Annotated in this window: 28 protein-coding genes; 13 read left to right on the plus strand and 15 right to left on the minus strand. The window is 58.3% G+C overall.

The annotated features are described in order from the left end of the window. Positions 1-48: 48 nt before the first annotated feature. Together ilvN and I9188_RS01235 are read right to left on the minus strand one after the other, a co-directional pair. Positions 49-609 carry an acetolactate synthase small subunit gene (ilvN, locus tag I9188_RS01230; RefSeq protein WP_209503637.1) on the minus strand — a complete coding sequence of 187 codons (561 nt, stop codon included), beginning with the start codon at positions 607-609 and terminating at the stop codon, positions 49-51. A 68-nt stretch (positions 610-677) separates the two neighbouring features. After that, complete coding sequence (locus I9188_RS01235) at positions 678-2,429, minus strand: acetolactate synthase 3 large subunit (RefSeq protein ID WP_209503638.1); 1,752 nt, start codon at positions 2,427-2,429, stop codon at positions 678-680. A gap of 69 nt (positions 2,430-2,498) precedes the next feature. Between I9188_RS01235 and I9188_RS01240 the strand changes: the two genes are divergently transcribed. From I9188_RS01240 to I9188_RS01250, 3 genes are all read left to right on the plus strand, one after another. After that, a complete protein-coding gene (locus I9188_RS01240; RefSeq protein WP_209596746.1) occupies positions 2,499-2,735 on the plus strand; it encodes a hypothetical protein in 237 nt (78 codons plus the stop codon). 114 nt (positions 2,736-2,849) lie between these two features. Further along, on the plus strand, positions 2,850-3,695 hold the full coding sequence (locus I9188_RS01245; protein ID WP_209503639.1) for a 2OG-Fe(II) oxygenase: 846 nt from the start codon (positions 2,850-2,852) through the stop codon (positions 3,693-3,695). A 47-nt stretch (positions 3,696-3,742) separates the two neighbouring features. Then, a complete protein-coding gene (locus tag I9188_RS01250; protein WP_209503640.1) occupies positions 3,743-4,126 on the plus strand; it encodes a VOC family protein in 384 nt (127 codons plus the stop codon). A gap of 82 nt (positions 4,127-4,208) precedes the next feature. Here the strand turns inward: I9188_RS01250 and I9188_RS01255 are convergent, their stop codons facing one another. Together I9188_RS01255 and I9188_RS01260 are read right to left on the minus strand one after the other, a co-directional pair. After that, positions 4,209-4,856 (minus strand): response regulator transcription factor, encoded by a 648-nt coding sequence (locus I9188_RS01255; RefSeq protein ID WP_209503641.1) that lies wholly within the window; start codon positions 4,854-4,856, stop codon positions 4,209-4,211. Beyond that, positions 4,853-6,286: a cache domain-containing protein gene (locus tag I9188_RS01260; protein WP_209503642.1), complete on the minus strand. Its 1,434-nt coding sequence runs from the start codon at positions 6,284-6,286 to the stop codon at positions 4,853-4,855. Before I9188_RS01260 ends, I9188_RS01255 begins: the two co-directional genes overlap by 4 nt. 245 nt (positions 6,287-6,531) lie before the next feature. Here I9188_RS01260 and I9188_RS01265 point away from each other — a divergent pair, with 245 nt between their 5' ends. From I9188_RS01265 to I9188_RS01275, 3 genes are all read left to right on the plus strand, one after another. Next, entirely contained in the window at positions 6,532-7,614 is a 1,083-nt protein-coding gene (locus tag I9188_RS01265) for a TRAP transporter substrate-binding protein (RefSeq protein ID WP_209503643.1), read from the plus strand. A gap of 122 nt (positions 7,615-7,736) precedes the next feature. Further along, positions 7,737-8,663 carry a TRAP transporter small permease subunit gene (locus tag I9188_RS01270; protein WP_209503644.1) on the plus strand — a complete coding sequence of 309 codons (927 nt, stop codon included), beginning with the start codon at positions 7,737-7,739 and terminating at the stop codon, positions 8,661-8,663. 17 nt (positions 8,664-8,680) lie between these two features. Continuing rightward, positions 8,681-11,035, plus strand: a complete 2,355-nt coding sequence (locus I9188_RS01275; RefSeq protein WP_209503645.1) for a TRAP transporter large permease subunit — start codon at positions 8,681-8,683, stop codon at positions 11,033-11,035. Positions 11,036-11,169: 134 nt separating this feature from the next. Here the strand turns inward: I9188_RS01275 and I9188_RS01280 are convergent, their stop codons facing one another. The 4 genes from I9188_RS01280 to I9188_RS01295 form a co-directional block, all read right to left on the minus strand. Beyond that, positions 11,170-11,559: a VOC family protein gene (locus I9188_RS01280; protein ID WP_209503646.1), complete on the minus strand. Its 390-nt coding sequence runs from the start codon at positions 11,557-11,559 to the stop codon at positions 11,170-11,172. 7 nt (positions 11,560-11,566) lie between these two features. After that, positions 11,567-12,391: an arginyltransferase gene (locus tag I9188_RS01285; protein WP_209503647.1), complete on the minus strand. Its 825-nt coding sequence runs from the start codon at positions 12,389-12,391 to the stop codon at positions 11,567-11,569. A gap of 75 nt (positions 12,392-12,466) precedes the next feature. Beyond that, on the minus strand, positions 12,467-12,898 hold the full coding sequence (locus I9188_RS01290; protein WP_209503648.1) for an RDD family protein: 432 nt from the start codon (positions 12,896-12,898) through the stop codon (positions 12,467-12,469). Positions 12,899-12,964: 66 nt separating this feature from the next. Then, complete coding sequence (locus I9188_RS01295; RefSeq protein WP_209503649.1) at positions 12,965-13,387, minus strand: DUF2852 domain-containing protein; 423 nt, start codon at positions 13,385-13,387, stop codon at positions 12,965-12,967. Between the two features lie 148 nt (positions 13,388-13,535). Between I9188_RS01295 and I9188_RS01300 the strand changes: the two genes are divergently transcribed. From I9188_RS01300 to I9188_RS01320, 5 genes are read left to right on the plus strand one after another with little or no spacing between them, the layout of a single operon-like run. Further along, positions 13,536-13,919: a nuclear transport factor 2 family protein gene (locus tag I9188_RS01300; protein WP_348540311.1), complete on the plus strand. Its 384-nt coding sequence runs from the start codon at positions 13,536-13,538 to the stop codon at positions 13,917-13,919. Positions 13,920-13,968: 49 nt separating this feature from the next. Further along, the gene (locus I9188_RS01305) at positions 13,969-16,764 is read left to right on the plus strand and encodes a glutamine-synthetase adenylyltransferase (protein ID WP_209503651.1); all 2,796 of its coding nucleotides are present in this window, start codon (positions 13,969-13,971) and stop codon (positions 16,762-16,764) included. Beyond that, positions 16,748-17,020 carry a hypothetical protein gene (locus I9188_RS01310; protein ID WP_209503652.1) on the plus strand — a complete coding sequence of 91 codons (273 nt, stop codon included), beginning with the start codon at positions 16,748-16,750 and terminating at the stop codon, positions 17,018-17,020. The genes I9188_RS01305 and I9188_RS01310 overlap by 17 nt, the downstream gene beginning before the upstream one ends. A gap of 38 nt (positions 17,021-17,058) precedes the next feature. After that, a complete protein-coding gene (locus tag I9188_RS01315; protein WP_209503653.1) occupies positions 17,059-18,261 on the plus strand; it encodes a class I SAM-dependent rRNA methyltransferase in 1,203 nt (400 codons plus the stop codon). Beyond that, positions 18,258-18,800: a PIN domain-containing protein gene (locus I9188_RS01320; RefSeq protein ID WP_209503654.1), complete on the plus strand. Its 543-nt coding sequence runs from the start codon at positions 18,258-18,260 to the stop codon at positions 18,798-18,800. Before I9188_RS01315 ends, I9188_RS01320 begins: the two co-directional genes overlap by 4 nt. 71 nt (positions 18,801-18,871) lie before the next feature. On the opposite strand, the gene I9188_RS01325 is transcribed toward I9188_RS01320, so the two are convergent. From I9188_RS01325 to I9188_RS01355, 7 genes are all read right to left on the minus strand, one after another. Next, complete coding sequence (locus I9188_RS01325; RefSeq protein WP_209503655.1) at positions 18,872-19,558, minus strand: M48 family metallopeptidase; 687 nt, start codon at positions 19,556-19,558, stop codon at positions 18,872-18,874. Between the two features lie 100 nt (positions 19,559-19,658). Beyond that, the gene (locus I9188_RS01330; RefSeq protein ID WP_209503656.1) at positions 19,659-20,255 is read right to left on the minus strand and encodes an NAD(P)H-dependent oxidoreductase; all 597 of its coding nucleotides are present in this window, start codon (positions 20,253-20,255) and stop codon (positions 19,659-19,661) included. Between the two features lie 101 nt (positions 20,256-20,356). After that, complete coding sequence (locus I9188_RS01335) at positions 20,357-21,541, minus strand: VWA domain-containing protein (protein WP_209503657.1); 1,185 nt, start codon at positions 21,539-21,541, stop codon at positions 20,357-20,359. A gap of 4 nt (positions 21,542-21,545) precedes the next feature. Further along, positions 21,546-21,716 carry a hypothetical protein gene (locus I9188_RS01340; RefSeq protein ID WP_209503658.1) on the minus strand — a complete coding sequence of 57 codons (171 nt, stop codon included), beginning with the start codon at positions 21,714-21,716 and terminating at the stop codon, positions 21,546-21,548. 7 nt (positions 21,717-21,723) lie between these two features. Further along, on the minus strand, positions 21,724-23,091 hold the full coding sequence (locus I9188_RS01345; RefSeq protein WP_209503659.1) for a DUF2927 domain-containing protein: 1,368 nt from the start codon (positions 23,089-23,091) through the stop codon (positions 21,724-21,726). Then, positions 23,088-23,537 (minus strand): GNAT family N-acetyltransferase, encoded by a 450-nt coding sequence (locus I9188_RS01350; protein ID WP_348540312.1) that lies wholly within the window; start codon positions 23,535-23,537, stop codon positions 23,088-23,090. Before I9188_RS01350 ends, I9188_RS01345 begins: the two co-directional genes overlap by 4 nt. A gap of 109 nt (positions 23,538-23,646) precedes the next feature. Continuing rightward, on the minus strand, positions 23,647-24,492 hold the full coding sequence (locus tag I9188_RS01355; protein ID WP_209503660.1) for a MoxR family ATPase: 846 nt from the start codon (positions 24,490-24,492) through the stop codon (positions 23,647-23,649). A 381-nt stretch (positions 24,493-24,873) separates the two neighbouring features. Between I9188_RS01355 and dksA the strand changes: the two genes are divergently transcribed. Continuing rightward, positions 24,874-25,296: an RNA polymerase-binding protein DksA gene (gene dksA, locus I9188_RS01360; protein ID WP_209504868.1), complete on the plus strand. Its 423-nt coding sequence runs from the start codon at positions 24,874-24,876 to the stop codon at positions 25,294-25,296. A gap of 71 nt (positions 25,297-25,367) precedes the next feature. Next, positions 25,368-26,516, plus strand: coding sequence for an FAD-dependent monooxygenase (locus I9188_RS01365; protein WP_209503661.1), 1,149 nt, complete (start codon positions 25,368-25,370; stop codon positions 26,514-26,516). The last annotated feature ends 3 nt before the right edge of the window (positions 26,517-26,519 follow it).

Raw genomic sequence — 26,519 nt, forward strand, 5'->3', positions numbered from 1 at the left:
TAGTGTTCCCACCTGGGGGCAAGATAATCCCCAAGGCGGGCATGTTGTTCAGTCGCCGCGCAGCAGGGCCGCCACGCCGGTACGGGCGATTTCCATCAGGCCCAGCGGGCGCATCAGGTCAGCAAAAGCGTCGATCTTGTCGGGCGCGCCGGTGATTTCGAAGATGAAAGAGTTCAGGGTGCTGTCAACCACATTGGCGCGGAAGATGTCAGCCAGGCGCAGCGCCTCGACTCGTTTGTCGCCTTCACCCACGACCTTGATAATGGCAAGTTCGCGTTCAACCGAAGGGCCTTCGACCGTCAGGTCATGCACGTCGTGGACAGTCACGATCCGGCCCAGCTGCGCCTTGATCTGTTCGATCACCTGCGGTGTGCCGGTGGTGACAATGGTGATGCGGCTCAGGTGTCCTGTGTGATCCACCTCGGCCACGGTCAGGCTTTCGATGTTGTATCCGCGCCCCGAGAACAGTCCGATCACACGGGCCAGGACACCGGGTTCGTTCTCGACCAGCACGGCAATGGTGTGGCGTTCCTGCACGTCCGAGAAGGTAGGTCGTAGGTTGTAGGCCGAATGGCGATTGGAGCCTTTTTTGATATGTAGGGCAGACATTTATGTCCCTTTCATCATCCTGTGTTTGCCGAGTGCAATAGTCGCCCGGCGATAATCCTTGGACGGTATCAGACCAGAACCGAACCTTTGCTGTCGATCACGCCCTGCGTCTCGGCTTCGCCCAAAAGCATCTCGTTATGTGCCTTGCCCGACGGGATCATGGGGAAGCAGTTCTCGTGCTTCTCTACCACACAGTCGAAGATTACCGGACCGTCATAGTTGATCATTTCCATGATCGCGTCGTCCAGATCGGCGGGGTCGGAACACAGGATACCTTTGGCGCCAAACGCCTCGGCGAGTTTCACGAAATCGGGCAGGGCTTCGGACCAGCTGTGCGAATAGCGCTCGCCATGCAGCAGTTCCTGCCACTGACGGACCATGCCAAGGCGCTCGTTGTTCAGGATGAACTGCTTGACGGGCAGGCGGTACTGAACGGCCGTGCCCATTTCCTGCATGTTCATGAGCCAAGAGGCTTCACCGGCGACGTTGATTACCAGCGCGTCCGGATGTGCCATCTGGACACCGATGGAGGCGGGGAAGCCGTAGCCCATAGTGCCCAACCCGCCCGATGTCATCCAGCGGTTGGGGTCTTCGAACCCAAGATATTGTGCTGCCCACATCTGGTGCTGGCCAACCTCGGTGGTGATATAGCGGTCATGCTTTTTCGTCAGCTCTTCAAGACGTTGCAGCGCATATTGCGGTTTGATCGACTTTTCGCTGTTGGTGTAGGACAGACAGTTAATCTTGCGCCATTCGGAGATCTGTGCCTGCCATTTCTTGACGGCTGCTGCATCGGTCTTGCGCCCGCGTGATTTCCACACCTTCAGAATGTCTTCCAGTACATGCGCCACGTCGCCGACAATCGGGATGTCCACACGGATGACCTTGTTGATCGAAGACGGATCAATGTCGATATGGGCTTTCTTGGACTTTGGAGAGAACGCGTCAATGCGCCCTGTGATCCGGTCGTCGAACCGTGCGCCGATGTTGATCATCAGGTCACAGCCATGCATTGCAAGGTTCGCCTCGTAAAGGCCGTGCATCCCCAGCATACCCAACCAGTTTTCGCCCGACGCGGGATAAGCGCCCAGACCCATCAGGGTTGAGGTGATCGGGAAGCCGGTGGAATCCACCAGTTCGCGCAGCAACTGGCTGGCTGCGGGGCCAGAATTGATGACGCCACCGCCCGTATAGAAAACCGGCTTCTTCGCTTTTTCAATGGCTGCAACAAGCTCGTTGATTTCCTCCAGATCGCCTTTCAGCACAGGCTGGTAGTGCGAGGTCGAAGGTTTCGGACTGTTGTATTCACCCGTGGCAAACTGCACATCCTTGGGAATGTCGATCAGAACCGGGCCGGGACGGCCCGACTTGGCCACATGGAAAGCCTCGTGCAGCGTTTCGGCCAGCGAATTCGTGTCCTTTACCAGCCAGTTATGTTTGGTGCAGGGGCGGGTGATGCCAACGGTGTCGGCCTCCTGAAAGGCATCCGATCCGATCATGAAGGTCGGGACCTGTCCGGTCAGAACCACAATCGGGATCGAGTCCAGCAACGCATCGGTCAGGCCGGTAACGGCGTTTGTGGCACCGGGACCAGAGGTTACAAGCGCAACACCCGGCTTGCCGGTCGACCGCGCATAGCCTTCGGCGGCGTGGATTGCACCCTGTTCGTGACGCACCAGAATGTGGCGAATGTCGTTTTGCAGAAAGATCTCGTCATAGATCGGTAGGACGGCGCCACCGGGGTATCCGAATACCGTGTCCACGCCCTGATCCTTGAGGGCCTGAACCACCATCTTTGCGCCGGTCATCTCACGTGTCATCTGCTTTGCTCCGTTCGCGACATGTGTCTTGCGTTTGACAAAAAAAAGCCCCCGAATTTTCGGAGGCGCATGGGTTCGATTATGGTTTACCGTTACCGGCCCATGCGCGTGGTTCCTACGATTACGACTAGCGTTCTCATCGCCAGAGGCTCCTTTTTGCTTGCAGGGGACATTATGGTCGGGGGGGAGGAGCGTCAACAGGCAAATCTACCAATTTTCTATCTCAATGGCGGTATTTTGCGAAATTTTGTTGCGCAGATTGCCGCATGCCCGGAATTTCCGGGAAAAGGGCGGTCGTTCTCCTGAGGGCGGGACAGGTATGAAGGTCTGAATGCGTCAGGCCGATGTCTGAAACTGGCATGATCCGGTGTTTTGTCTGGGTCACGCTGACCTTGTGGTCGCAAACGAGGGAGGCGGAGCATGTTACAGGACCTGGTAGATCTGGGACGATATCCGATCGATCGCTCGGATTCGCCAGCTTACAGGCGATTGATCGAGGATTTGCGGCGCGAGTTGGAACAGGACGGATGTGCGGTTCTACCGGGTTTCGCACATGCACAGGGGATCGAGCTTTTGGTGCAAGAGGCCGACGAGGTGGCGCCCAATGCACACCGGTCTTTCAATCGTACAAATGCCTATTTCACCAAAGACGACCCACGGTTCGACGCCGCCCATCCGATCAGACGGTTCTATGACCGTTCGAACGCGTTTGTTCCTGCCGACAATTTTGCGCAGTCCGGTCCTCTGCGCAGGATTTACGAGTTTAGCGGATTTCTTCCCTTCATTCGGGATGCGCTGGATGAGCCTGAGGACCGCTTCTTTCGTTACGACGACCCGTTGGCAGACGTGATCATCAATGTCGTGGAAGAGGGGCAGGGCTTTCCCTGGCATTTCGACACCAACAACTACACCGTGACACTGGCGATCCAGAATGGCGAGCAGGGCGGTGCATTCGAATACGCGCCCAATCTGCGCTCAGCCGAGGATGAGAATTTCGATCAGGTCGCTTCGGTTCTGGATGGAAACACGGCGCGTGTTCATCGGCTGGAATTGCGACCTGGGGATTTGCAGATATTCAAAGGCCGCTATTCCCTGCACAGGGTCGCACCGGTCAAGGGCACGCGGCGGCGGTATGTGGGTATCTTTTCATTTGTCGAGGCCGAAGGCATGTGCGGCGGGATCGAGCGGACGCAGCAGCTCTATGGACGCGTGTTGCCGCACCATTACGAGCGTGCGGGTTTGCGAAGGGATCAGTTGCTGGATTAACAGATCATCACGGGTAAACTGAAACTATTTCCTGTTCGGAGCTTCAGATGCCCAAGATTTTGCAACTTACCCCATTTGTACTGTGTTCATCCTTGCAGAACCAGATTGATTTCTACTGTAAGCGACTAGGATTTACCTGTAGCTTCAAGCAGGACAATTACGCATTTTTGTCACTTGGCCCGGTCGCCATTCGGTTGTTGGAATGCCCACCGCGAGAGGATGGCAAGGCGTTGGGCGACGACCAGTCGTTTTATGTTGATGTAGACGATATCGACGGCTTTTATGAAAACTTGCGGGCTGGGTTGGCCGATCTGCCCGAGGGGCGCGTTCGGCCTCCGTTCGACCAACCTTATTTGCAGCGTGAGTTTCACATTCTGGATGAAGACGGAACACTTGTGTTCTTTGGTCAGGATATCAGACCCCGGGCGTGAACGCTCCCGCCTGTTATCGCTATGCTTGCGGCAAGCCTCCTCTAGTTGGGTAAGGCAGCACTGGGCTGCGACCGCGCATCGATCAGAAGCCGACCCCGGTGCCTTGCAGCATGCCATGTTCCAGCGCATAGCGGGTCAGCCCGGCGGTCGAGGAAATTCCCAGTTTGCGCTTGATGTTCTTGCGATGCGTTTCAACCGTTCGCACCGAGATATCCAGCTTTTGTGCAACCTCTTTGTTTGATTTGCCCTGCGCCAGTTCCAGCAGAATTGTTTGCTCGCGCCCTGTCAGCGCCTCGCGCGCGTCGCCGCCTTTGGGCTTCAGGGATCCACTTGCGCCGGTGCACAGATACTGCTCACCCCGCATGACCGCATCGATGGCCTGCTTGATCTCTTCGGTTGGGACATCTTTGAGAACATAGCCTTTTGCACCGTGGCTGAGCGCGGTCGAAATATATTCGGGGCTGTCATGCATCGACAGGATCAGGATGCACGTATCGGGCAGACGTTCCAGAATGATCTCCGTGGCGCTGAGGCCGCCGAGGCCAGGCATGTTCAGGTCCATCAGGATGACATCCGGGGAAAGGCCAACCGCATGATCCACCGCGGCCTGACCGCTGCCGAGTGTCCCAACCACTTCGATATCGTCGTAGCTTTCAAGGATCGACTGAATGCCCTCGGCCACCATGGGATGATCGTCGACAATTAGAACTCGGATATTCTTGGCGCTCATGTACCGGCCTTTCGGTTCGGAGTTGCGTCTTCCTGCGGTGGCAACAGGTGGCTCAGCGGCAGACTGGCCTCGATTACCGTACCGCCGCGCGGCCCGCGTGATGACAGAATACGCAGCGATCCGTCAAGTTGCTCAATTCGTTCCTGCATGTTGCGCAGACCGATGCCGGTGGTCGGGGTCCCGGATTCTGCGCGCAAGCCACGGCCATTGTCGGTGATCCGCATGGTTGCGCCTTTCTTGTGGCCGCGCAGGTCAATCGTCACATAAGAGGCGTCGGCGTGGCGTTCGATATTTGTCAGCGCCTCTTGGGCGATGCGATAGAGCGCGATCTTGCTGTCCTGATCCAGCCGGTTGCGGAATACGACGGTGGAAAACTCAGTCTCGATCCCGGTTCGTTCGCGAAAATCGTCGGTCAGAGCCTTCAGCGCAGGTCCAAGACCAAGGTCGTCCAGCACGCCGGGGCGCAGGTCACGGCTGATGCGACGGACCTCGGTGATGGCGGTGCGAAGATGGTCGATGCCTTTGTCCAGCGGATCGCGCGCACCTGCATCATCGCCGCGCAACAGACGGCGGCGCGCATTGTCCAGCGCATAGCGTACACCCACAAGGATCTGGCTGATGCCATCATGCAGTTCGCGGGCAACCCGGCCGCGTTCTTCTTCCTGCGCGTCGAAGACACGTTGCGTCAGTTCCTTCAGCTTGGCATCCGCCAACCGCCGCTCGCGAATGTTCAGCAACATGCCCGAGGCAAAGACAATCAGAACGGCAGCAACAACAATGGCGCCGATATACATGAAGGTGCGCTGCACGCGGGCCTCGACCTCGGCCCTTGCGTTGGCGACCGTGGCGACAATGTCGTCAATGAAGACCCCGGTACCCACGACCCAGCGCCAGTCCTGCAACCCGACGACGTAGGCGATCATCTGCGCCTCATCCCCGGTCGAGGGTTTTTCCCACATGAAGCTGTGCCACCCGGCCCCCTGACGGGCGAGGCGAATGAACTCGTCAACGATGGGCGTGCCATCGCTGTCGGTCAGACCTTCCCAGTTGCGGTTGATAAATTGTGTCTGACGGGGGCTGACCAGATTGTTGCCATCATAGTCGTAAACAAAAAAGAACCCGTCCTGCCCATAGATCATTGCCGAAAGTATCTGCGAGACAAGGTTCTTTGACACCTCGTCATCCGGTTCAGCGCGGCCATAGATATAGGCAAAACCATTGCGCGCCTGCGTCACGTAGTTGCGCAGTTCTTCTTTCTTGGCTTCGATCAGGCTGCGCTCCAGGGCTTCGATCTCGCGCTCGGCGGTCGCACGCGCCTCATATGCGACAAGCACAGCGATTGCGGCCACGGCCACAACCAGCGGGATTGCGGCCACCAGCGACAGTTTCTGCGCATAGGTCAGCGAGACCAGATGTCGAAGTCTTTGCATGGACGAATCGATACGCAAGCGGCGGCAAAAATGCAAAAAGATTGGCGTTGGTCTGTGAAATTCCGGTATTTGGGCCGTTTTTGTTGGAGTTTTCATTCGGAAATTTCACCGCATCCCCAAAAGAAATCGATTCTCTACGCAGTAGTAGGTATTCCCTTTCGCTTCGCTCACATTAGGCTGACGCGCACTGAATGCGACAGATCCGGTACTGCCGGATCGTGACTATGAAGGGGAGGAACACTCATATGGATCGTCGTTCATTTCTGAAAAAATCCGCGCTGGGCGGCTCGGCAGCTGCAGCAACCGCTCTGGCGGCTCCGGCCTATGCGCAGGGACAGCGCACACTGACCATGGTGACCTCGTGGGGTCGTGGTCTGGCTGGCGTGTTTGACAGTGCGCAGCGTTGTGCCGACAGCATCAACGCGATGTCGGATGGCAGCCTGAATGTCGAGATCAAAGCGGCAGGAGAACTGGTTGGCGCGTTCGAGGTGTTTGACGCGGTTTCGTCCGGTCAGGCCGACATGTATCACGCCGCTGACTATTACTTTGTCGGTCAGCACCCGGGCTATGCGTTCTTTACGGCCGTACCCTTCGGCATGACCGCGCAGGAACTGGTGAACTGGTACTATCATGACGGCGGTATGGAGCTGCATGATGAGCTGGGCGAAATCTTTGGCCTGAAGTCCTTCTTGGCCGGTAACACCGGTGCGCAGGCGGGCGGCTGGTTCTCGAAAGAGATCAACAGCCCCGAAGACTTCAATGGTCTGAAGTTCCGTATGCCCGGTCTGGGCGGTAAAGCACTGGGCAAACTGGGCGCGTCCGTTCAGAACATCCCCGGTTCTGAAGTGTATCAGGCGCTGTCGTCCGGCGCGATTGACGGAACCGAGTGGATCGGACCCTGGGCCGATGAAAAAGCGGGCTTCCAGGAAATCACCAAGACCTACTACACCGCGGGCTTCCACGAGCCGGGCGCAGGTCTGTCGCTGGCAACCAACCGCGACGTGTTCAATGAACTGACCCCGGCCCAGCAGAAGATCATCGAGATCGCTGCCGCAGAAGCACACCAGTGGAACCTGGCGCAGTTCCTAGCCAACAATGGTGCAGCGCTGCAGCGCCTGCAGGCCGGTGGCGTCAAGGTCCTGGAATTCCCCGACAGTGTCTGGGATGCGTTCGGCAAGGCCAGCCAGGAAGTTCTGGACGAGAACATGAGCGATGAGCTGTTCAAGAAGATCCACGACAGCGCGATGTCGTCGATGGCGGCTTCGTCGGCATGGAACAACCTGTCGTCGGGTGTCTACACCGCACAGCGTGACCGTGTTCGCGGCTAAGCCTTCCTGATCAAAGGAAAAACGGTTTCCCCGCGCCTTGCGGGGAAGCCTTTCCCGTTGCGTGAAGGGACTTGGGCAAGCCACAATATGCCTGCGCGCAACTGAGACGACCTGGGGACAACATGCAGGACGAAAACGGTATCTCGTTCTTCGGCGCCCTGTGGAATGGACTGGTCTGGTTCATTCAGAACATTGCCGAAGCCTTCTATAATTTCGGATATGCGGTCACGCATCCGCAGCTCTGGCTGGACTGGTCTGACAAGGCGTCGATCATGCGCTTTGTCTATTACGGCGGCTCGGTCGAGTTCTTCTTTGTGGTGTTCACCTTCTTTTTGGTTCTGACAGCCGTCGGGTTGTATTACCGGAACTTCATGTGGGCCATCGTGCGCGGCCTGGAAGGTTTTGCAAACACCACCGGGCGGTTCTTTGCCTGGGCGGGTCTGCTGATGGTGATTCAGCAGATCGTCATCGTATTCATGCAACGGGTCTTTACCCGTCCTGATATGTCCTTCGGTCTGGGAATACCGTTCCAGATGGATATCAGCTGGTTCGCGGAAGAGCTGAAACTGTATAACGCCATGGTTGTTTGTCTGTGTTGTACCTACACATTTGTGCAGGGCGGGCATGTGCGCGTTGATCTGATCTATGCCGGTATCAGCCACCGCGCCAAGCGTGTGGTCGATATGTGCGGTGCGTTGCTGTTCATGATGCCAATGGCGGTGCTGACCTGGATGTACGGCTGGTTCTTCCTGTGGCGTCACCTGATCGTGCCGAACCCTTCGGCCAGTGACGCGCTGGACCGTCTGGTGGCCAAGTCCCGCGCCTTGCGCTGGAACGTGGAAACCATCGGGTTCAGCCCCAACGGGTTCAATGCCTACTTCCTGTTCAAGATCCTTCTGGTGGCGTTTGCGGCCATGGTGTTCCTGCACGCCATCGCGTTTTTGTACCGGTCGTATCTGGAATACGTGGAAGGACCGGACAGCGTTGGAAAATACCTCGACAAGGACAGCCTTGGTGAGGGCGAAGAAGCCTATGAAGGCGCGCATTAAGGGCGGAGACAAAGACAATGCTATTCGGACTTGATGGCGTCGAGATAGGCCTCATTATCGTATTCTTTTGCCTTTTCGGGGGCATTCTTTCCGGCTTTCCGGTGGCTTTTGCCATCGGCGGGGCAGGGATCATATCCTTTGGCATCATCGCCGCGCTGGACAGCGCGGGGTTGCTGATCCACCAGGCGATTGACGTCGGATCGCAAAGTTATCGGGACCTTGTGAACTCCGGGATCAAGCCGGACACCATATCCGTGTTCCGATACCCGGATTTGCCAAGGCTCGCCGAACCGGTTTTTGCCTCGGGCTGGGAAACCGCGCTGGACCGGAACGTGTCGTTCATCGTGAACCGCATGAACGAGCGCGTGCTGGCCGGGCAATCCATCGAGACCCTTCTGGCCGTGCTCATGTTCGTTCTGATGGGCATCACGCTGGAGCGGTCAAAGATTGCCAACGATCTTCTGACCACAATGGCGCGGGTTTTTGGCCCGCTTCCGGGTGGTCTGGCCGTGTCGATTGTGGTTGTGGGGGCGTTCCTTGCGGCTTCGACCGGTATCGTTGGCGCGACCGTTGTGACGATGGGCCTGTTGGCGCTTCCAACCATGTTGCGCAACAACTATTCGCCGGAACTGGCGACCGGTGTGATCGCGGCATCGGGCACCTTGGGGCAAATCATTCCACCGTCGATCGTGATCGTCCTGCTGGGCACATTGGCGGGGGATCTGTATTCGACAGCGCAGGAAACCCGGGCTGTTGAAGCCGGTTGTACCGACGCGCTGACCTATCTGGGTGAGCCTGCGGTTGTCTCGGTCGGGACGTTGTTCCAGGCTGCGCTGCTGCCGGGGATCATGCTCGCGCTGCTCTACGCGCTCTACGCCTTTGGCTATGCGCTGCTGAACCCGCACAAGGCGCCTGCAGTGGCTGTGTCCGGTGGCTCCGGGGAACCCATAACGCGGTCAGAAGGCCTGACATGGTTGCTGGGTGCGCCGGTTGCCCTGATCGTCGGTGCGGTCCTTCTGGGCAATGTCGGTGTGATCGGAAGCCAGAATATCTCGGTCTCGGCCTTTTCGGATATTGGCGAGGGTGCGTCGTTGCGGACCAACGTGTCGGCAGAGTGCAAGGCGTCGATGATCGATCTGCACGGGCAGGTTGCCTGGGATCAGGCTGTTGCCGAGCAGGAGGCAATTGATGCCGCTGGCGGCACAGCCGAAGCGCATCGCCTGACAGAAGAGGAACTGGCGGCCGAACAGCAAAAAAGGATTGCCGATGCGGCGCCGATCGGCACCGGAGTGGCGGTAACCCTTGTTCTGCTGGGTCTGACCCTGGTTCTGGGCCGTGGTATCGCACCGTCGCGGTCACCGCAGCCGCTGATCCTTGGCGCGATCGGGTTGTTGCTGATGGCATTGGTCGACATCTTGATGATATCGCCGACCACATCCTCTGGCCTGACATTCGTGCTGCTCGCCCTGCCGTTCGCGCTGGCCATGTATGGCTGCAAAGAGGCTGCAGCCCGCTGTGCCACAAACGATCTGATCCGTGTGGTCTTTCCTCCACTTGTTCTGATCATCGCGGTGCTGGGCTCGATCCTGGGTGGTGTCACCAATCCGACACCGGCGGCTGCGCTGGGTGCGGGTGGCGCGATCATGCTGGCAGCCTATCGCAAGCTGCAGGATCAAGGCCGCTCGGGCAAAGTGGTCATCTGGTCGACCTTCGCCGTTGTCATTGCATTGCTGATGGGGGTCAACTTTGACCTGCGTATCAATCAAGGCAGTGTGACGGTAGAAACCTGGATCGCCTTCATCATTGCCTATGCGGCTTACCTGTACGCCCTGTTCGGGCTGTTGTACGGATGCTGGGTGCTCTATTCCAGCGGTGTATTGACCCCGGTGGTGCGCGAGACGGCCAAGGTGACCTCGATGGTGTTCACCATCCTGATCGGATCGCAGTTGCTGAACCTCGTGGTGATTTCATTCGGAGGGGAGCATTATATCCAGCAATTCCTGAAGAGCTTTGACAACGAGTTCACGGTTTTCCTGATCGTGATGCTGGTGCTGTTCATTCTGGGGTTCGTGCTGGATTTCCTTGAGATCATCTACATCGTGATCCCTATCGTGGGCCCTGTGATCTATGGCGGCTCTTTCGATCCGAAATGGGTCACAATCATGGTGGCGGTGAACCTTCAGACGTCCTTCCTGACGCCACCTTTCGGGTTTGCGTTGTTCTACTTGCGGGGGGTTGCGCCGAAAGAGGTCACAACAGGTCATATTTATCGCGGGATCGTTCCGTTTGTTCTGATCCAGGTGATGGGGATCGCGATCTTGTGGTTCTTCCCGACGATTGTCACGATCGTTCCGGACCTGATGCCAAACTGATCCGATCCGGAAGGGAATATTGCAAAGGGGGCCGGTTGGCCCCCTTTTCTGTTTGTTTCGGGCAAGGGGCCAGCCCCTTCTTGGCCTGCGGCCAATTCATCCCCGGGATATTTTCGGCCAGATGAAGATACGGATCAGGTGAACTGGATCAGGTCCCAGCGATTGCCGAAGGGATCACGCCAGACTGCGACAATGCCATAAGGTTCGTGACGGGGTTCTTCTTCGAAGTGGATATCCCTTGCGCGCATGTTCGCATGGTCGCGGTAGAAATCATCGGTTTGTAGGAAGAACCCGACGCGTCCGCCGGTCTGGTTGCCAATGGCGGCGGTTTGTTCGGGTCCGTCAGCCTTTGCCAGAAGAAGGCAGCCGTTATCCGAACCGGGAGGCGCGACCAGAACCCAGCGCTTGCCATTGCCGAGGTCGATGTCCTTGATAAGTTCGAAGCAGAGCGTCTTTGTATAAAACAAGATGGCGTCGTCGTAATCCGGCACCACGAGGGTGACGGCATGCAGGCTTTGTTTCATCGCGCGGTCAGCCTTTGGTCGGATGCCGGTCAGGGAGCTGGATATTGGCGACCTGTTCGGCGATTGGTGGCGCCGATAAGGGGTGATGCGATGTGCCGGTATAGGCATCCGGATCGCTGATCTTTTGCCAGCCCCCCTGTATATAGGCCTCAAGTCCTGAAAACTTGGCTTTGTAGCCCATCTTGGGACTGCCGGGGACCCAGTACCCCAGATAGATATAGGGCAGGCCCGCCTCACGTGCGATGTCGATGTGGTCGAGGATCATGTAGGTGCCGAGTGAGTTTTGCGGCTGTTCCGGGTCGTAGAAGGAATAGACCATACTTAGACCGTCATCGAGCACATCGGTCAGGCTGACGGCGATCAACTCGCCCGTTTCAGGATCGGCGTATTCCACAACGCGGCTGCGGATCGGTGTTTCCTCGATCATCGCGGCGAATTCGAAAACATCCATGTCAGCCATGCCGCCATCGGCGTGACGGGTGTCAAGATAACGGCGGAACAGCTCGTATTGCTCGTCCGTGGCCCATGGCGAGGTTGCGCGGCGTTCCAGGTATCCGTTCCGCTTTGCCGCGCGTTTCTGGCTTTTGGTCGGTTGGAAGGCTGACACATCGATCCGGGCTGACAGGCAGGCGGCGCAATCCGTACACGAAGGCCGGTAGAGCACATTCTGAGACCGGCGAAATCCTTGTTGAGACAGGGAATTGTTCAGCTGTTCAGCCCCTTCGCCTTGCAGGGCGGTGAACAGTTTACGTTCCATCCTGCCGCCAAGATAAGGGCAAGGCTGCGGTGCCGTGACATAGAATTGTGGCGCAATTGGCAGCGTATGTCGCATGAAATCCCCATCCAGCCTCGGGAGGGATGATAGCAACCGTTCCCGAGACCGCCAAGTGTTTCACGCAACCTTGGGTCAGGCCCGTTGATTGATCATGACGGTGCCCAGAAAACTGTCGGTCAGACCCTGGCCACGGGCGCTGGTCATCATCATGATGACCGAGATGATCTGGACCACGGGAAAGGCCATGCTGACGAAATAGCCCGCAGTATGGGCAAGCGCCTTGCCCAGATCCATTCGTTCTCCGAACGCGTCGCGCAGCTCGATCCCCATAAATCGCATTCCCAGCGTGGCAGAGCCGTTGGCGATGGTCACCACCCGGTAGACGAAACTAACGACGGCGTAGATCAGGGCCAGGAAAAACAGACCCAGAAACGCAGTAAAGAGGATTGCCACCGTGCAAAGCAGCGAAATGAAGGCGATATCGAACAGCCAGGCGACGAAGCGTTTGGTTGTCACGGAACGATAGAAATCGGGTTGGGTGTCGGGGTCGGGCAGATGGTTCATTCGATGGGTCCGAAAAACTGGGGTAGGGGTACCCTGTCCCGAAACACCGGGGCAGGGCAAGGTCAATCAGGCGGGCTCGCCCTTGCCGTCTTCGTCATGGTTCTCGCGGGCGCGTTCATCCATGAATTGGTCGAATTCGGCCTTGTCCTTGGCGTCACGCAGGCGACGCAGGAAGGCTTCGAAATCCTGTTGTTCACGTTCCAAGCGGGCCAGGGTATCTGCTTTGTAGGCGTCAAAGGCGCTGTTGCCCGAGGGTTTCATTGCGCTCATGTGGCTGTGCCAGGATTTACGACGGTTGCAGGATTTGCTGAACATGCGTTTGCTCCAGATCATATAGGCCAGTAGGGCAAGGCCAACGGGCCAGAAGAAGATGAAACCAAGAACCATGGCGGCGATCCAGGCCCCTTTGCCTTTGTCATCCAGCCAGGCTTCGGTTCGGTAAAGCCATCCCGGATTCGCGGGGACGGCGGGGTCGGACAGTGCGGTCATTTGAGCTCTCCAGGGTTGATGTAAACTCTATTCACATTGCATAGATGGGGTACCGTTTGGACGGGCGCAAGGGGTAATGTGAAAAAGATTTACATTATGCAATCCGGTTGACGTTTCAGGAACTGGCTCGCAGGGTCGGAGTATGGATATGACGGACAACAAAGCTGCCCCTGCACTAAAGGACATACTTGAACTGGAAACACAGGTCTGGGTGGCGCTGGTTGAAGGTAATGCAAGCGCCGACCGCGCCTTGCTGAGCGCGGATTTTCTGGGCGTTTATCCCACGGGGTTTGCCAATCGGGACGATCACGTCGGGCAATTTGCAGATGCGCCAACGATGGCCGAGTTTGATCTGAGTGACGCCCGGTTACGCATTTTGACCCCGGATATCGTCTTGTTGTCATACCGCGCCGATTACCTACGCCCGGGCGCAGATCGGCGCGAGGCAATGCTGATTTCATCTTTGTGGGAAAGAAGAAACGACGTATGGATCAACAGCTTCAGTCAGGATACGCCGGTTCAGGAAACCTAATCAGAATGCCCCATTGACGATTGCGCCCCGCAATGCGCAGGGTGCGCGCATGACTGACGCTCTTGCCATTACCCGCCTTCCGCGTGCGTTTGATCCGTCTCTGGGCAATGAAACCCGCGCTCTGATACCTGATCTGTCGCAGGAGATGGGAGAGCTGGTGGCGGGAACAGCCGGGTCCAGCCCATATCTGAAAGGCCTGATCGAGCGTGAAAGGGAATGGCTGCCTGATGCCATAATGCGCCCGGATCAGGCTCTGTCTGAAGTCATGGCGGATGCGCGTGAGCTGCCGCCGGATCAGCTGAAATCCGGATTGCGGCAGGCCAAGCGGCGTGTGGCGTTGTTGACCGCGCTTGCCGACATTGCAGGTGCCTGGCCGCTTGAGAAAGTCACCGCGGCGCTGACCGATTTCGGAGCACTGGCCGCGGATGTTGCGGCCAAGGCCGAGATCGCCATGTTGATCCGGCGCAACAAATTGCCGGGTATGACCGAGGATGCTATCGAAACTGCCGCCGGGATGGTCATTCTGGCCATGGGCAAGATGGGCGCGTATGAGCTGAACTACAGCTCGGATATCGATCTGATTGTGCTGTTTGATGAGACACGGTTTGACCCGGATGACTTCTACGAGGCCCGGCAGGGCATGGTGCGGGCAACGCGGAACTTCTGCGCAACGCTCAGCGACAAGACTGCCGATGGCTATGTTTTCCGTACAGATCTGAGGCTGAGGCCAGATCCCGCCGTAACACCGGTTTGCATGGCAATGGAGGCCGCTGAACGGTACTACGAAAGCCTTGGCCGCACATGGGAACGCGCGGCATATATCAAGGCCCGCCCCTGCGCCGGAGACTTGGCCGCGGGGCAGCGGTTTCTGGACAGTCTGCGCCCTTTTGTCTGGCGTCGCCATCTGGATTTTGCCGCCATTCAGGACGCGCATGACATGCGCCTGCGCATCCGGGAAAACAAAGGTACGGGCGGGGCCTTGTCGATCCCGGGCCACGACATGAAGCTGGGGCAGGGCGGTATTCGCGAGATCGAGTTCTTCACCCAGACCCGTCAGTTGATCGCAGGCGGCCGCGATCCGGATTTGCGGGTGCGTGGAACGGTTCCCGGGTTGGCGGCGTTGGCGTCAAAAGGCTGGGTGCCGCAGGATGTCGCGGACAAACTGACCGATCATTACCGGGCGCATCGCGAAGTCGAACACCGCATTCAGATGGTTCATGATGCACAGACGCATAAGGTGCCGAAATCACAGGAAGGCATCGAACGTATCGCCTGTTTGATGGGGATCGAAAGTGATGAACTGCAACAGGACGTGAAAAACCGCCTGACCGAAGTGCACGAACTGACCGAAGGATTTTTTGCGCCCGGGCCCGGTCCTGCACCTTTGGCGGCGCAGGATGTGGAGTTTGATCAGAGTGTCCTGGCCCGGTGGACGACCTATCCGGCCTTAAGGTCCCAGCGCGGGTCGCGGATATTCGAACGGTTGCGGCCCGAGCTGCTGTCGCGTCTCGCCAAGACCGCCAAACCGGACGAGGCGTTGATGGCGCTGGATGGGTTTCTGTCTGGCCTTCCCGCCGGGGTTCAGCTGTTTTCCTTGTTCGAGGCCAATCCGCAACTGATCGACCTTCTGGTCGATATCGTTGGCACGTCTCACGCTCTGGCCTCGCATCTGTCGCGCAATGCCTCGGTTTTCGACGCGGTGATCGGCGGCAGTTTCTTTGCCGATTGGCCGGGGCTGAAGGAATTGCAGGTCGAACTGGCCCGTGCGTTGGCGGAGGAGTCTGACTATGAAACCCGGCTCGACTTTGCGCGGCGCTGGTGTAAGGAATGGCATTTCCGGGTCGGCGTCCACCACTTGCGGGGTCTGATCGACGGAGCACAGGCAGGCCGGCAATATGCAGAGCTAGCACAATCGGTGATTGCCGCCATCCTGCCCTATGTTACCGAGAATTTCGCCCGTAAACACGGTCCCGCACCGGGACGCGGAGCGGCGGTGTTGGGCATGGGATCGCTGGGCGCAGGACGGATCAATTCGCAATCCGATCTGGACATGATTGTGATCTATGATCCGCAGGATCAGGACATGTCCGATGGTCCGCGTCCTTTGGCCACGCGCACCTATTATGCGCGGTTCACGCAGGCGCTGATCACGGCACTTTCGGCTCCGATGTCTCAGGGGAGGCTGTATGAGGTCGACATGCGCCTGCGCCCGTCCGGCAATCAGGGACCAGTCGCCACCAGTTGGGCCAGCTTTACCAATTATCAGCAGAATGAGGCCTGGGTGTGGGAACATCTGGCCCTGACCCGTGCTCATGTCGTTGCGGGTGATGCCGGTTTGGCAAATGATATCGAAGCGTTCCGCGCCGGGTTTCTGTCGCGCCCACGCGAGCGGGACAAGGTCTTGCGCGAAGTCGCCGAAATGCGAACGCGTCTGGCCGCGGCCAAGGCACCCGCCGGGATCTGGGATGCTAAAAACGGGCCCGGCCGCCTGATGGATATCGAACTGATGGCCGAAACCGGAGCCTTGCTGGCAGGGACTACGGCACGCGATGTGTCCTCGGGCCTCGATGGAGCCGTCGCTGCCGGGTTGCTGGATGTCGCGCAGGCGCAATCCCTGAAAGACTGCTACAGCCTATGCTGGTCGGTGCAATGTGCGGCCCGGCTTCTCTCGGGCAAGGTCATCGAGGCGGAGCAGATCGGTGAAGGAGGTGTGGATTTCCTGTGCCGTGCCACCGGGTTTGAACAGGTCGATGCACTGCAACGGGTATTGCAGGAGAGTTACACAACTGCGGCCGACCTGATCGGCGGCGTGATCCAAGAGGGCGAAGATGGCACGCAGTACTGATCCCAATGACCACAAAGGTCTGATCCAGGAAGCCTATCGCATCGAAGGCATCACCCTGCCGGAATGCCGCAGCATATTTCTGGACTGGGCGCTCAGCTTGCCCGAAGAGCGTGACCAGAACACGGCGCTGACCGAATTGCACGCGGCATACGCGCTGCACAGCCCGGATCATCCCATGACTCAGGTTCTGTCCGAGGGCCTTCAGGGGGCCCAAACCCCGAAACGGCGTGGCGGCTGGCGCTCTCGGAACCGCTAGGGCTTTTCCATCGGCACATTCGCGACTAAGAGAGCGCCATGACCCAAACTGCCGACCGCCCCCGTATCCGCCTGAAACCCAAAGCCAACGCGCGCGGGCTGCGCCATGGCTTCCCCTGGGTCTATGCAAATGACATTGTCACAGACCGCCGCACGCGCAAGATCCCCGCGGGCGCACTGGCGATTCTCGAGGATGACAACCGCGCGGCGCTTGCGCTGGTGGCGGTCAACCCTGACTCAAAAATCATGTGCAGGGTGCTGGATCGTGATACCACCGCACAATTGGACAATACTTGGTTCGAAACCCGCCTTAGCCGCGCCCTTGCATTGCGTGAACGCTTGTTTGATGCGCCTTTCTACCGTCTGGTCCATGCCGAGGCCGATGGCTTTCCCGGTGTGATCATCGACAGGTTTGGCGATAGCTGTGTCATCCAGCCCAACGCGGCCTGGGCCGAGGTGCATCTGGATACGCTCACCGAAACGCTAGTCAAGGTCGCAGGCGTGACGACGGTGCTGAAAAACGCCTCGGGACGCACGCGCGGGCTGGAAGGGCTGGACGATGAGAACCTGACTTTGCACGGCACCGCACCCGACGCACCCCTGCCTGTGCCGATGAATGGTGCCACGTATATGGCCGACCTGACCGGAGGTCAGAAAACCGGCCTGTTTTACGATCAACGCCCCAACCATGCCTTTGCCGCACGGCTGGTACATCCCGGAGCGCAGGTGCTTGACGTGTTCAGCCATGTTGGCGGCTTTGGCCTGGCGATGCTGGCCGCAGGAGCCGGACAAGCCCTGTCCGTCGATGGGTCTGCTGCCGCGCTGGAACTGGCCGCCAAAGGTGCCGAGGCTTCGGGCCTTGGCGACAGGTTCCAGATACGGCAGGGCGATGCGTTCGATGTGTTGACCCAATTGGGGGACGAGGGTGCGGCGTTTGACGTGGTCATCTGTGACCCACCTGCCTTTGCCCCGTCAAAACAAGCGCTGGATGCGGGATTGCGCGCTTATGAGCGTATCGCGCGGCTTGCCGCACCTCTGGTCAAACCCGGCGGCTATCTGGGGCTGTGCTCGTGTTCTCATGCCGCCGATCTGGGGCGGTTTCGCGATGCCTCCTCCCGCGGGATTGGCCGCGCGGGCCGACAGGCGCAACTGATCCACACCGGATTTGCCGGGCCGGATCATCCGCAACTGCCGCAACTGGCGGAAAGCGGCTACCTCAAAGCGGTGTTCTACCGCCTATGAAGGCTGTTCTCGATACTTGTGTCCTCTATCCAACGGTCATGCGCGAGATGCTGTTGGGTGCCGCACGATTGGGGCATTTCACCCCGATCTGGTCCGTCCGCATCCTCGAAGAATGGGCCCGCGCCGCCCGCAAGCTGGGCCCGACGGGTGAAGCGCAGGCGCGCGCTGAAATCGCGCTGGTGCAAGCGGCCTGGCCAGATGCCGAACGTCCAGCGAACGAGGGTCTTCAAAACCGCCTGTGGCTGCCGGACGCAGCAGATATCCATGTGCTGGCCACAGCAATCGCGGCTTCCGCTGATCTGATTGTCACGGTAAATGCCAAGGATTTCCCCAAAAATATCCTGACGGATGAAGGGCTTGACCGGAAAGATCCCGACAGCCTGTTGTACGGCTTCTGGCGATTCAATCCAGAGGGCATGGGCACACTTGCCACTCAGGTCCTTGCCGAAGCCAATCGCCTCTCAGCCGAACAGTGGACGCTCCGCGCGCTCATGAAAAAAGCCCGGCTTCCGCGATTGGGCAAGGCACTCGCCACCTGAGTGGGGTCCAGCTTCATCTGGCCAAAAATATCCCGGAGAGCGCGAGAGGCTGGCCTCTCGCAGCACAGGCATCACCGCTGTGCCCAACGCTGTTCAAGCTTTTCCAGCGCCGCAACACGTTCATCCGTCTTGGGATGGCTCATCAGCCATGCCGGGACCACCCCGGCGCGCTGCTGTGTCAACTCTTCCAGCTTGTGAAACAGTGATTTCTGCGGGCCTATTCCGATACCGGCTTTTGTCAGCAAAGCGGCTGCGTATTCATCCGCTTCATACTCATCCCCCCGCGACAGGCGCGAGGCGATCAGTGCGGTCAACGCATTGGCAATCATCGCCCCGACAAAAGGGATGAACCGGTTCAGGACCATGATCAGTGCTGTTCGCATCGCATTTTGCCCCGAAAAATCGATCATCCGCCGCCGCGCGTGACCCAGCGCTACATGGCCCAACTCATGCGCGATTACACTGGCCATTTCCTCAGCCGAAACCTCGCCGTTGCGGAATTTGCGATAAAATCCCCGGGTGATGAATATCCGCCCGTCCGGTGCGGCCAACCCGTTCACCGGGTCGATCTCGTAGATATAAACCGGGACCCGTTCGATCTCGAGCGCGGCAGCCAGCCGGTCGGTCATGCGCTTGAGGGCCGGGTCAACAAGTTCGGTCGATTTTGCGTCCAGTTCCCGATGGGTGCGCCAGACGGAAATCCGGTACATCACAATTCCATAGGCAATGGCCAGCAGGATCGGGGTCAGGCGAAGCATGGGTTAGATATGGGTTTTCAACACCCCAAGAGCAAATGGAAAATAACAGCTTTTCTCTGTTCTGTTTCATTTCGAAGTGAGGCTGTCGATGTAACCGTGTTCATGGATCGCTTTCAGGTTGCGGAAGCGTAAGTCCAATTTCATAGCAACGTTCCAAAAGCGCCTGTCGACGCAGGGCTGACCCGGTCGCACCATGCAACAGCTCGAGTTTCCGGGGTGAAAACCCGAAATACCCAAACGTGCCTTTCGTCCAGAGTGTCTCAAGCGCGTCGGTGTATCCTTTGGCTTCCATTTCGTCAGAACGCGCACCGGCTGGCACCAACAGTAACCCTGTTCGGGACCTCTGGAGGGACTTTTCCGGATCGTCCAACTGATCGTAGGCCCAGCCCCACATCCACACGCGGTCGACCCAGCCTTTCATCATCGAAGGCATTCCCCACCAGAACAACGGAAACGCCAGGCAGATTGCATCGGCGCGCGCAATCCGTGTTTGTTCCGCAAGTATGTCTTGCGGTGCGCCAGTGCCTGCTTCGCCTTCTATGTCCGCCATTGACCAGCGTGGATCGAACCCTTCTGCATGCAAATCCGCAATCTCGGTAGTATGGCCAGCCGCCTTTGCGCCTTCGCTGAGTTTCGCGACAGCGGCGGCCGTAAAGGAGTTCGGCTTTGGGTGATCCAGGATTGTCAGCAGATGCACAGTAAGCTCCTCAGGTTTTCAAACGGCAACCGGGATACTGTGAAAGCTCAACCCAGCTTGAGGTCAAGGTATTAATCAGCAGGAATACCTGATGGCGTGTGTCAGCGCGTCAGCTCGCGCATTCCCTTTTCCAGACCAGCCAGTGTCATGGGCACCATGCGATCTTCAAAGATGTCGCGGATCATGCCGATGGAGTGGGTGTATTCCCAGTATTTCTCGGGCACCGGGTTGATCCACAGATTTGACGCCCACTGTTCGCGCGCGCGTTGTAGCCAGACTTGCCCGGCTTCCTGATTCCAATGTTCATTGGCACCGCCGGGATAGGCAATCTCATAGGGGCTCATCGAGGCGTCGCCGACAAAGATGCACTTGTAGTCGGATCCATAGGTGCGCAGTACTTCGTGGGTCGGGGTCTGTTGGTTCCAGCGGCGGCGGTTGTCGCGCCAGACCCCTTCATACAGGCAATTGTGGAAGTAGTAATATTCCAGATGCTTGAACTCGGTTCTTGCAGCGGAAAACAGCTCTTCAACCACCTTGATGTGCGGGTCCATCGAGCCGCCGACGTCCAGAAACAACAGCACCTTCACCGCGTTGTGACGCTCGGGCCGGGTTTTGACATCCAGATAGCCATGCTCGGCCGTGGCGCGGATGGTGCCGTCCAGATCCAGCTCTTCGGCTGCTCCCTCCCGCGCCCAGCGGCGCAGGCGTTTCAGGGCGACCTTGATGTTGCGGGTGCCCAGTTCAACCGTGTCGTCCAGGTTCCTGAATTCCCGCTTGTCCCAGACCTTGACCGCACGCTGGTGGCGGCTTTCTTTCTGACCAATACGGACGCCTTCAGGGTTGTACCCACAGGCCCCGAACGGAGAGGTTCCGGCGGTGCCGATCCACTTGTTGCCGCCCTGGTGGCGGCCTTGTTGTTCCTTGAGTCGTTCGCGCAGTGTTTCCATCAGCTTGTCGAAACCGCCTAGCGCTTCGATTTCGGCTTTCTCCTCGTCCGACAGGTGTTTCTCGGCCATCTTGGCGAGCCAATCGGCGGGGATATCGACAGCTTCCAACATCTGATCGAAACTGATCTCGCCCAAGCCCTCAAAACTGGCGGCAAAGGCGCGGTCGAATTTGTCGATATTGCGCTCGTCCTTCACCATCGACACCCGGGCAAGGTAATAAAACGCTTCGACATCATAGGTGACCAGACCCTTTCTCATGCCTTCCAGAAAAGTCAGATACTCCCGGAGCGATACCGGGATGCCCGCTTTGCGGAGGTTTTCGAAAAAGGGCAGGAACATCGGGTCACGCCACCATGCGAAGCAGAACCAGCGAGATCACCAGCCCCACAAGCGCAAAAGCGATCCCATATCCGGCGGCATACTGCGCCATGTCAGCACCGTTTCCATTGCGTTTTTTTGCGGTCAAAGCGCCCAGGATTGCACCCAGTATCGCCATTCCCAGTACTAGCAACATATGTGTTTCATCCGTCTTTCGTGCTGTCAGCGGGGCGTCGGCCACTGTTTTGAACCAGAGATTGAGCCACCAAATCCGAACCGAACCCGTATCGCGCCCATCCAAGGCTGTCCAGCCTGACGGCGCGTGCCTGCTGCAATTGACCGGCCTGCTTCAAGGCCTCGGATTTCAACAGCAGCAACGTTGCCAGAAGCGAAGCGTTTTCCGCCCGGGTCATCACGTCGATGGCCTGATCCAGTTCGGGCAGGACCTCGGGCCCGCGATCCTGCGCAAGCGCAAAGGCTGCGGTTTGGGTTGAGACATAAGCCTGATGAACCTCGGTTCCGGGCGTCGCGCGAAGAAATTGTTGCGCGATCTTGAACTGCCGCTGGGCCTCTGCCGGGTCTCGAAACTGCTCCATCCGACCCATAAGGTAGTGGGGATAGGCGCGGCGATGATCCGTCCATCCCAATTGCTGCCCGATGCGGGCTGCCTTTTGCGCGGCGCGCATCTGTCGGGGGGAACCCGGCCCCGGTCCCAGTGATTTCTGGATCGCGTTGATCCACTCTCGGGGAGTATTTGTGGGGGGTTGCGCAGCTATTCTGTCGCCGCGTGGATTTAGACGACTGAGAATTCCGGGGATGACGGCGGCGACCTGATCGCGGGTCATGCCGGTGTGCAGTTCGGGCGCATAAGCCGCGCGCAGGATCAGCATGTCGAACCCGGTCAAGACCGTATGAATATTGTCGTCGTTGAACACCGAATCCGGCAGATGATAGAGGTCGTTCAGCGGACCAAGGGCCTGCGCCAGTTCTTCGTGCAGGCAATCGCGCATTTCCTGCGGGCTGACATCATAGGGGATGAATATCCCCAATCGTTCGCGTTGGCGCAGCTCAACCCAACTGCTTTTGGTTTTGCGACGGTCGCGCTGATACTCAGCCAGGCTGGACGCGTTTGGCACCACGAAACAGGCCGCGTTTGGCAGAATTTTCAGAATGTCCTTCTGGCTGACCGCTTCGATCGTGATATTGGCCTGACCTTCGTTGATTTGTCGGATGTTGATACCCGCCTCGCGCTTCAGGCGGTTCAGCAGGCGGGTCAAATCCTGTTGCATACTTTGTGTCGGCGATCCGGTCAGGCGAACGGTGATCGGAGTTTCGAACCGGGTGAAAACGGGCAGGGCGGCCCCGCTTTCGAGTTCGAAATGCAGGGACAGGAAATCCGACGCGATGTTCGTATTGGACCGTGCCGGTGGAGAGGGACGCGGAGCCGCAAAAGACTTGGCCGGCGGCAACGCCACTTCGACATATGGGGCATCGTTCCCGAGTTCGATTGTCTCGACAGATGTGCAGCCAGCGATAACCAGCGCCAGAAAAAGGGCGCCCAAACGCATCATGGGCGGGCGTACTTGATGAACGGTGTCAGGGTGCCGATGCGATCATAAAGGTGGCGTGCCGTGGTGTTGAACTCTTGCGTCAGCCAGTAAACGGATGGGGCGCCCTGGCGATCGGCCTCTTCATAAACCGCCTGAATCAAAGCGCGACCGACGCCCGTTCCTCGGGTTTCAGGTCGGGCGAACAGGTCTTGCAGGTAACAGACCTTTTCCACTTTCCAGGCGTGGCGATGAAACAGGTAATGCGTCAGCCCGACCAAAACGCCCTCCTGTTCCGCGACAAAACAGGAAAAATGCTGCGGCTCGTCGCCCAACAATCTGGAAAAGGTCGATTCATACACGTTTTCAGGCAGGGTGGTTTCATAAAACGCCAGATAATCCCGCCACATTTCGGCCCACTGATCTTTGTCCTCGGCCCGCAGGGTCCGGATTGTCAGAGCGTTCGCCAAGTAATGACCCCAATATTGCTGCTTCGAAACGCGGTTGCGTCAGGTATCTCGATGCTGACACCCGAGATACCCAATGGCAAGCCGTGATCACAAGTTGTTCACACGCAGGCTAGCGTTTGCCACGTGCCATGAAAGCAAGACGTTCGAACAAATGCACATCCTGTTCATTTTTCAGCAAAGCGCCATGCAGCTTCGGCAGCGCGCTGGCCCCGTCACGCCTGAGGTCTTCGGCCGTCAGATCCTCGGCCAGCAAAAGCTTCAGCCAGTCCAGCACCTCAGAGGTCGAGGGCTTTTTCTTGAGCCCTTGCGTCTCGCGGATTTCATAGAATTGCGTCAGCGCGGCGGTCAGAAGCGCGTCCTTGATGCCGGGATGGTGCACATCGACGATCCGGCGCATCGTCGCCTCGTCCGGAAAGCGGATATAGTGGAAAAAACAGCGGCGCAGGAAGGCGTCGGGCAGCTCTTTTTCGTTGTTCGAGGTTATGATGACGATGGGGCGGTGCTTGGCCCGGACTGTCTCGCCCGTTTCATAGACGTGGAACTCCATCTTATCGAGCTCTTGCAACAGGTCGTTGGGGAACTCGATATCCGCCTTGTCGATTTCGTCGATCAGCAGAACAACCTTTTCTTCGGCGTCGAAGGCCTGCCACAGCTTTCCCTTGCGGATATAGTTCGACACGTCATGGACACGCTCTTCGCCCAGTTGGCTGTCACGCAGGCGACTGACGGCATCATATTCATAAAGACCCTGCTGCGCGCGTGTGGTGGATTTCACGTTCCACTCGATCATTCTCAGCCCCAGCGCCCCGGCCACCTGTCTGGCCAACTCGGTCTTGCCGGTACCGGGCTCGCCCTTTACCAGCAGGGGGCGTTCAAGCGTGACGGCGGCGTTCACGGCAATGGTCAGATCGTCGGTGGCGACATATTCGGCTGTACCTTGGAAACGTGCGGTCATGGGCCTCTCGTGCGTATTTTGCGTTGGACGGGCAGGTTGTGGTTTCCGGGTTACAGAGCGGCAAGGTTTTTTACAACCCGCGTCCCTGCGTCGCCCCTCGGGAATTGTGCTGCAACTCCAAGCCCTTTTGCTTGATTCCGGTAAAGACCATTCGCAGGCGTTGTGCCTGTCGCCCCAAAAAAGCCTGTCAAATTTCATAGAAATACAAGGTTTTGTTGATGTTTGTCTCATAGTTAGACAAATCCGCGGGGGTGCACTGTCGTGCAACGTTTGTGTAGTGACATTCCACCGCCCGTCGGCTAAACGCTGCGCAGAAGGGAGAGCCAAATGTCAGCTGAAACAGCCGCGAACGACGTCACTGGCCAAACCGAGGGAGCAAATATGAAGCAGGAAGTTTTTCTGCCGGAAGATTACCGTCCGGCCGAAGATGAGCCTTTCATGAATGATCGTCAGCTTGAGTATTTCCGTCGCAAGCTGCTGGATTGGAAGACAGAGTTACTGGCTGGTAGCCGCGACACCATCGAAGGGCTGCAAGACAACACCCGCAACATTCCGGACGTCGCGGACCGCGCCAGCGAAGAAACAGACCGTGCGCTGGAACTTCGGACCCGTGATCGTCAGAGAAAGCTGGTCGCAAAGATCGACTCGGCCCTGCGCCGGATCGATGATGGCGAATACGGGTATTGCGAAATGACGGGCGATCCGATCTCGCTGAAGCGTTTGGACGCGCGACCGATTGCAACCATGACACTTGAAGCGCAAGAGCGCCACGAGCGTCGCGAAAAGGTCCACCGCGACGATTAATCGCCGGGTATGTGTAAGAAATCCAAGCGCCGGGGCCTGTGGCTCCGGCGTTTTTGCGTTATGCGGGTGTCATGAAGATAGACGGATTGAAATTCTGTGTAATCGGCGGTGGAATCGGCGGGCTGGCCTCGGCACTGGCGCTGCAACACCGTGGGGCGCATGTCACGCTTCTGGAGCAAGCCCCGGCCCTGACCGAAGTCGGTGCTGGTTTGCAGATCAGTGAGAACGGGATGCGCGTTCTTCATGCCCTTGGTGTCACGGGTCTTTCCGTCGGGCAGAAGTCCCATGGAACGGTCTTGCGCGATTACCGAAAAGGGCGCGTGGTCAGTCAACTGCCGGGCCCCTCAGCTGGTCCGACCTATTACTATCACCGTGCCGACCTTCTGAACCTTCTTCATGACGCGGCTTGTGCGGCAGGCGTGGATATCCGGTTGGGCACCAGAGTTTCGCATGTGCAGAAGCATCCCAACGAGGCAGAGGTGGTCTTGGCGTCAGGCGAGCGAATTCGCGCTGAATGCGCCATTGCGGCCGATGGCGGCCGTAGCATGCTCCGTCCGGCTTTGAACGGGGCAGAGGTGCCGGAGTTCACGCATCAAGTGGCCTGGCGCGCCACCATCCCCTGGCAGCCCGGTCATGATCCGGTTTCCGCATCCCTGACGATGGGGTCGGGGAGGCATGTGGTGACCTATCCGTTGCGTGACGAAAGCATGATGAACATTGTTGCGGTCGAGGAGCGCTCGGACTGGCGGGAAGAAGGATGGCGTCAGACGGGCGACCCTGAAGAGCTGCGCAAGCGCTTTTCAGATTTCGGTGGCCCCGTGCGCGACATTCTGTCGAAAGTCACGGAAGTGCATCTGTGGGCATTGTTTCTTCGGCCTGTCGCACAAAACTGGCAGAATGGTCGGTTGGCACTGCTGGGGGACGCGGCCCATCCGACGTTGCCATTCATGGCACAAGGGGCATGTCTGGCGCTCGAGGACGCCTGGGTGCTGGCGCGTGCGTTTGACGAACGATCGGGTATCACCAACGCACTAGCGGCCTATGAAACAACCCGCAAGCCAAGGGCGCAGCGCGTTGTCGCGGCGGCCGGGTCAAATGCGCGGAACTTTCATCTGCGCGGTCCAGCCCGTATGGCTGCGCAATGTGTGCTGCGGGTCGTTGGTGCCCGGTTGTCACAACGCTATGAGTGGATCTACAGTCACGACGTCACGGCTGCCTAGGGC

The organism is Ruegeria sp. HKCCSA071, from assembly GCF_017872555.1.
Taxonomy (GTDB): Bacteria; Pseudomonadota; Alphaproteobacteria; order Rhodobacterales; family Rhodobacteraceae; genus Ruegeria.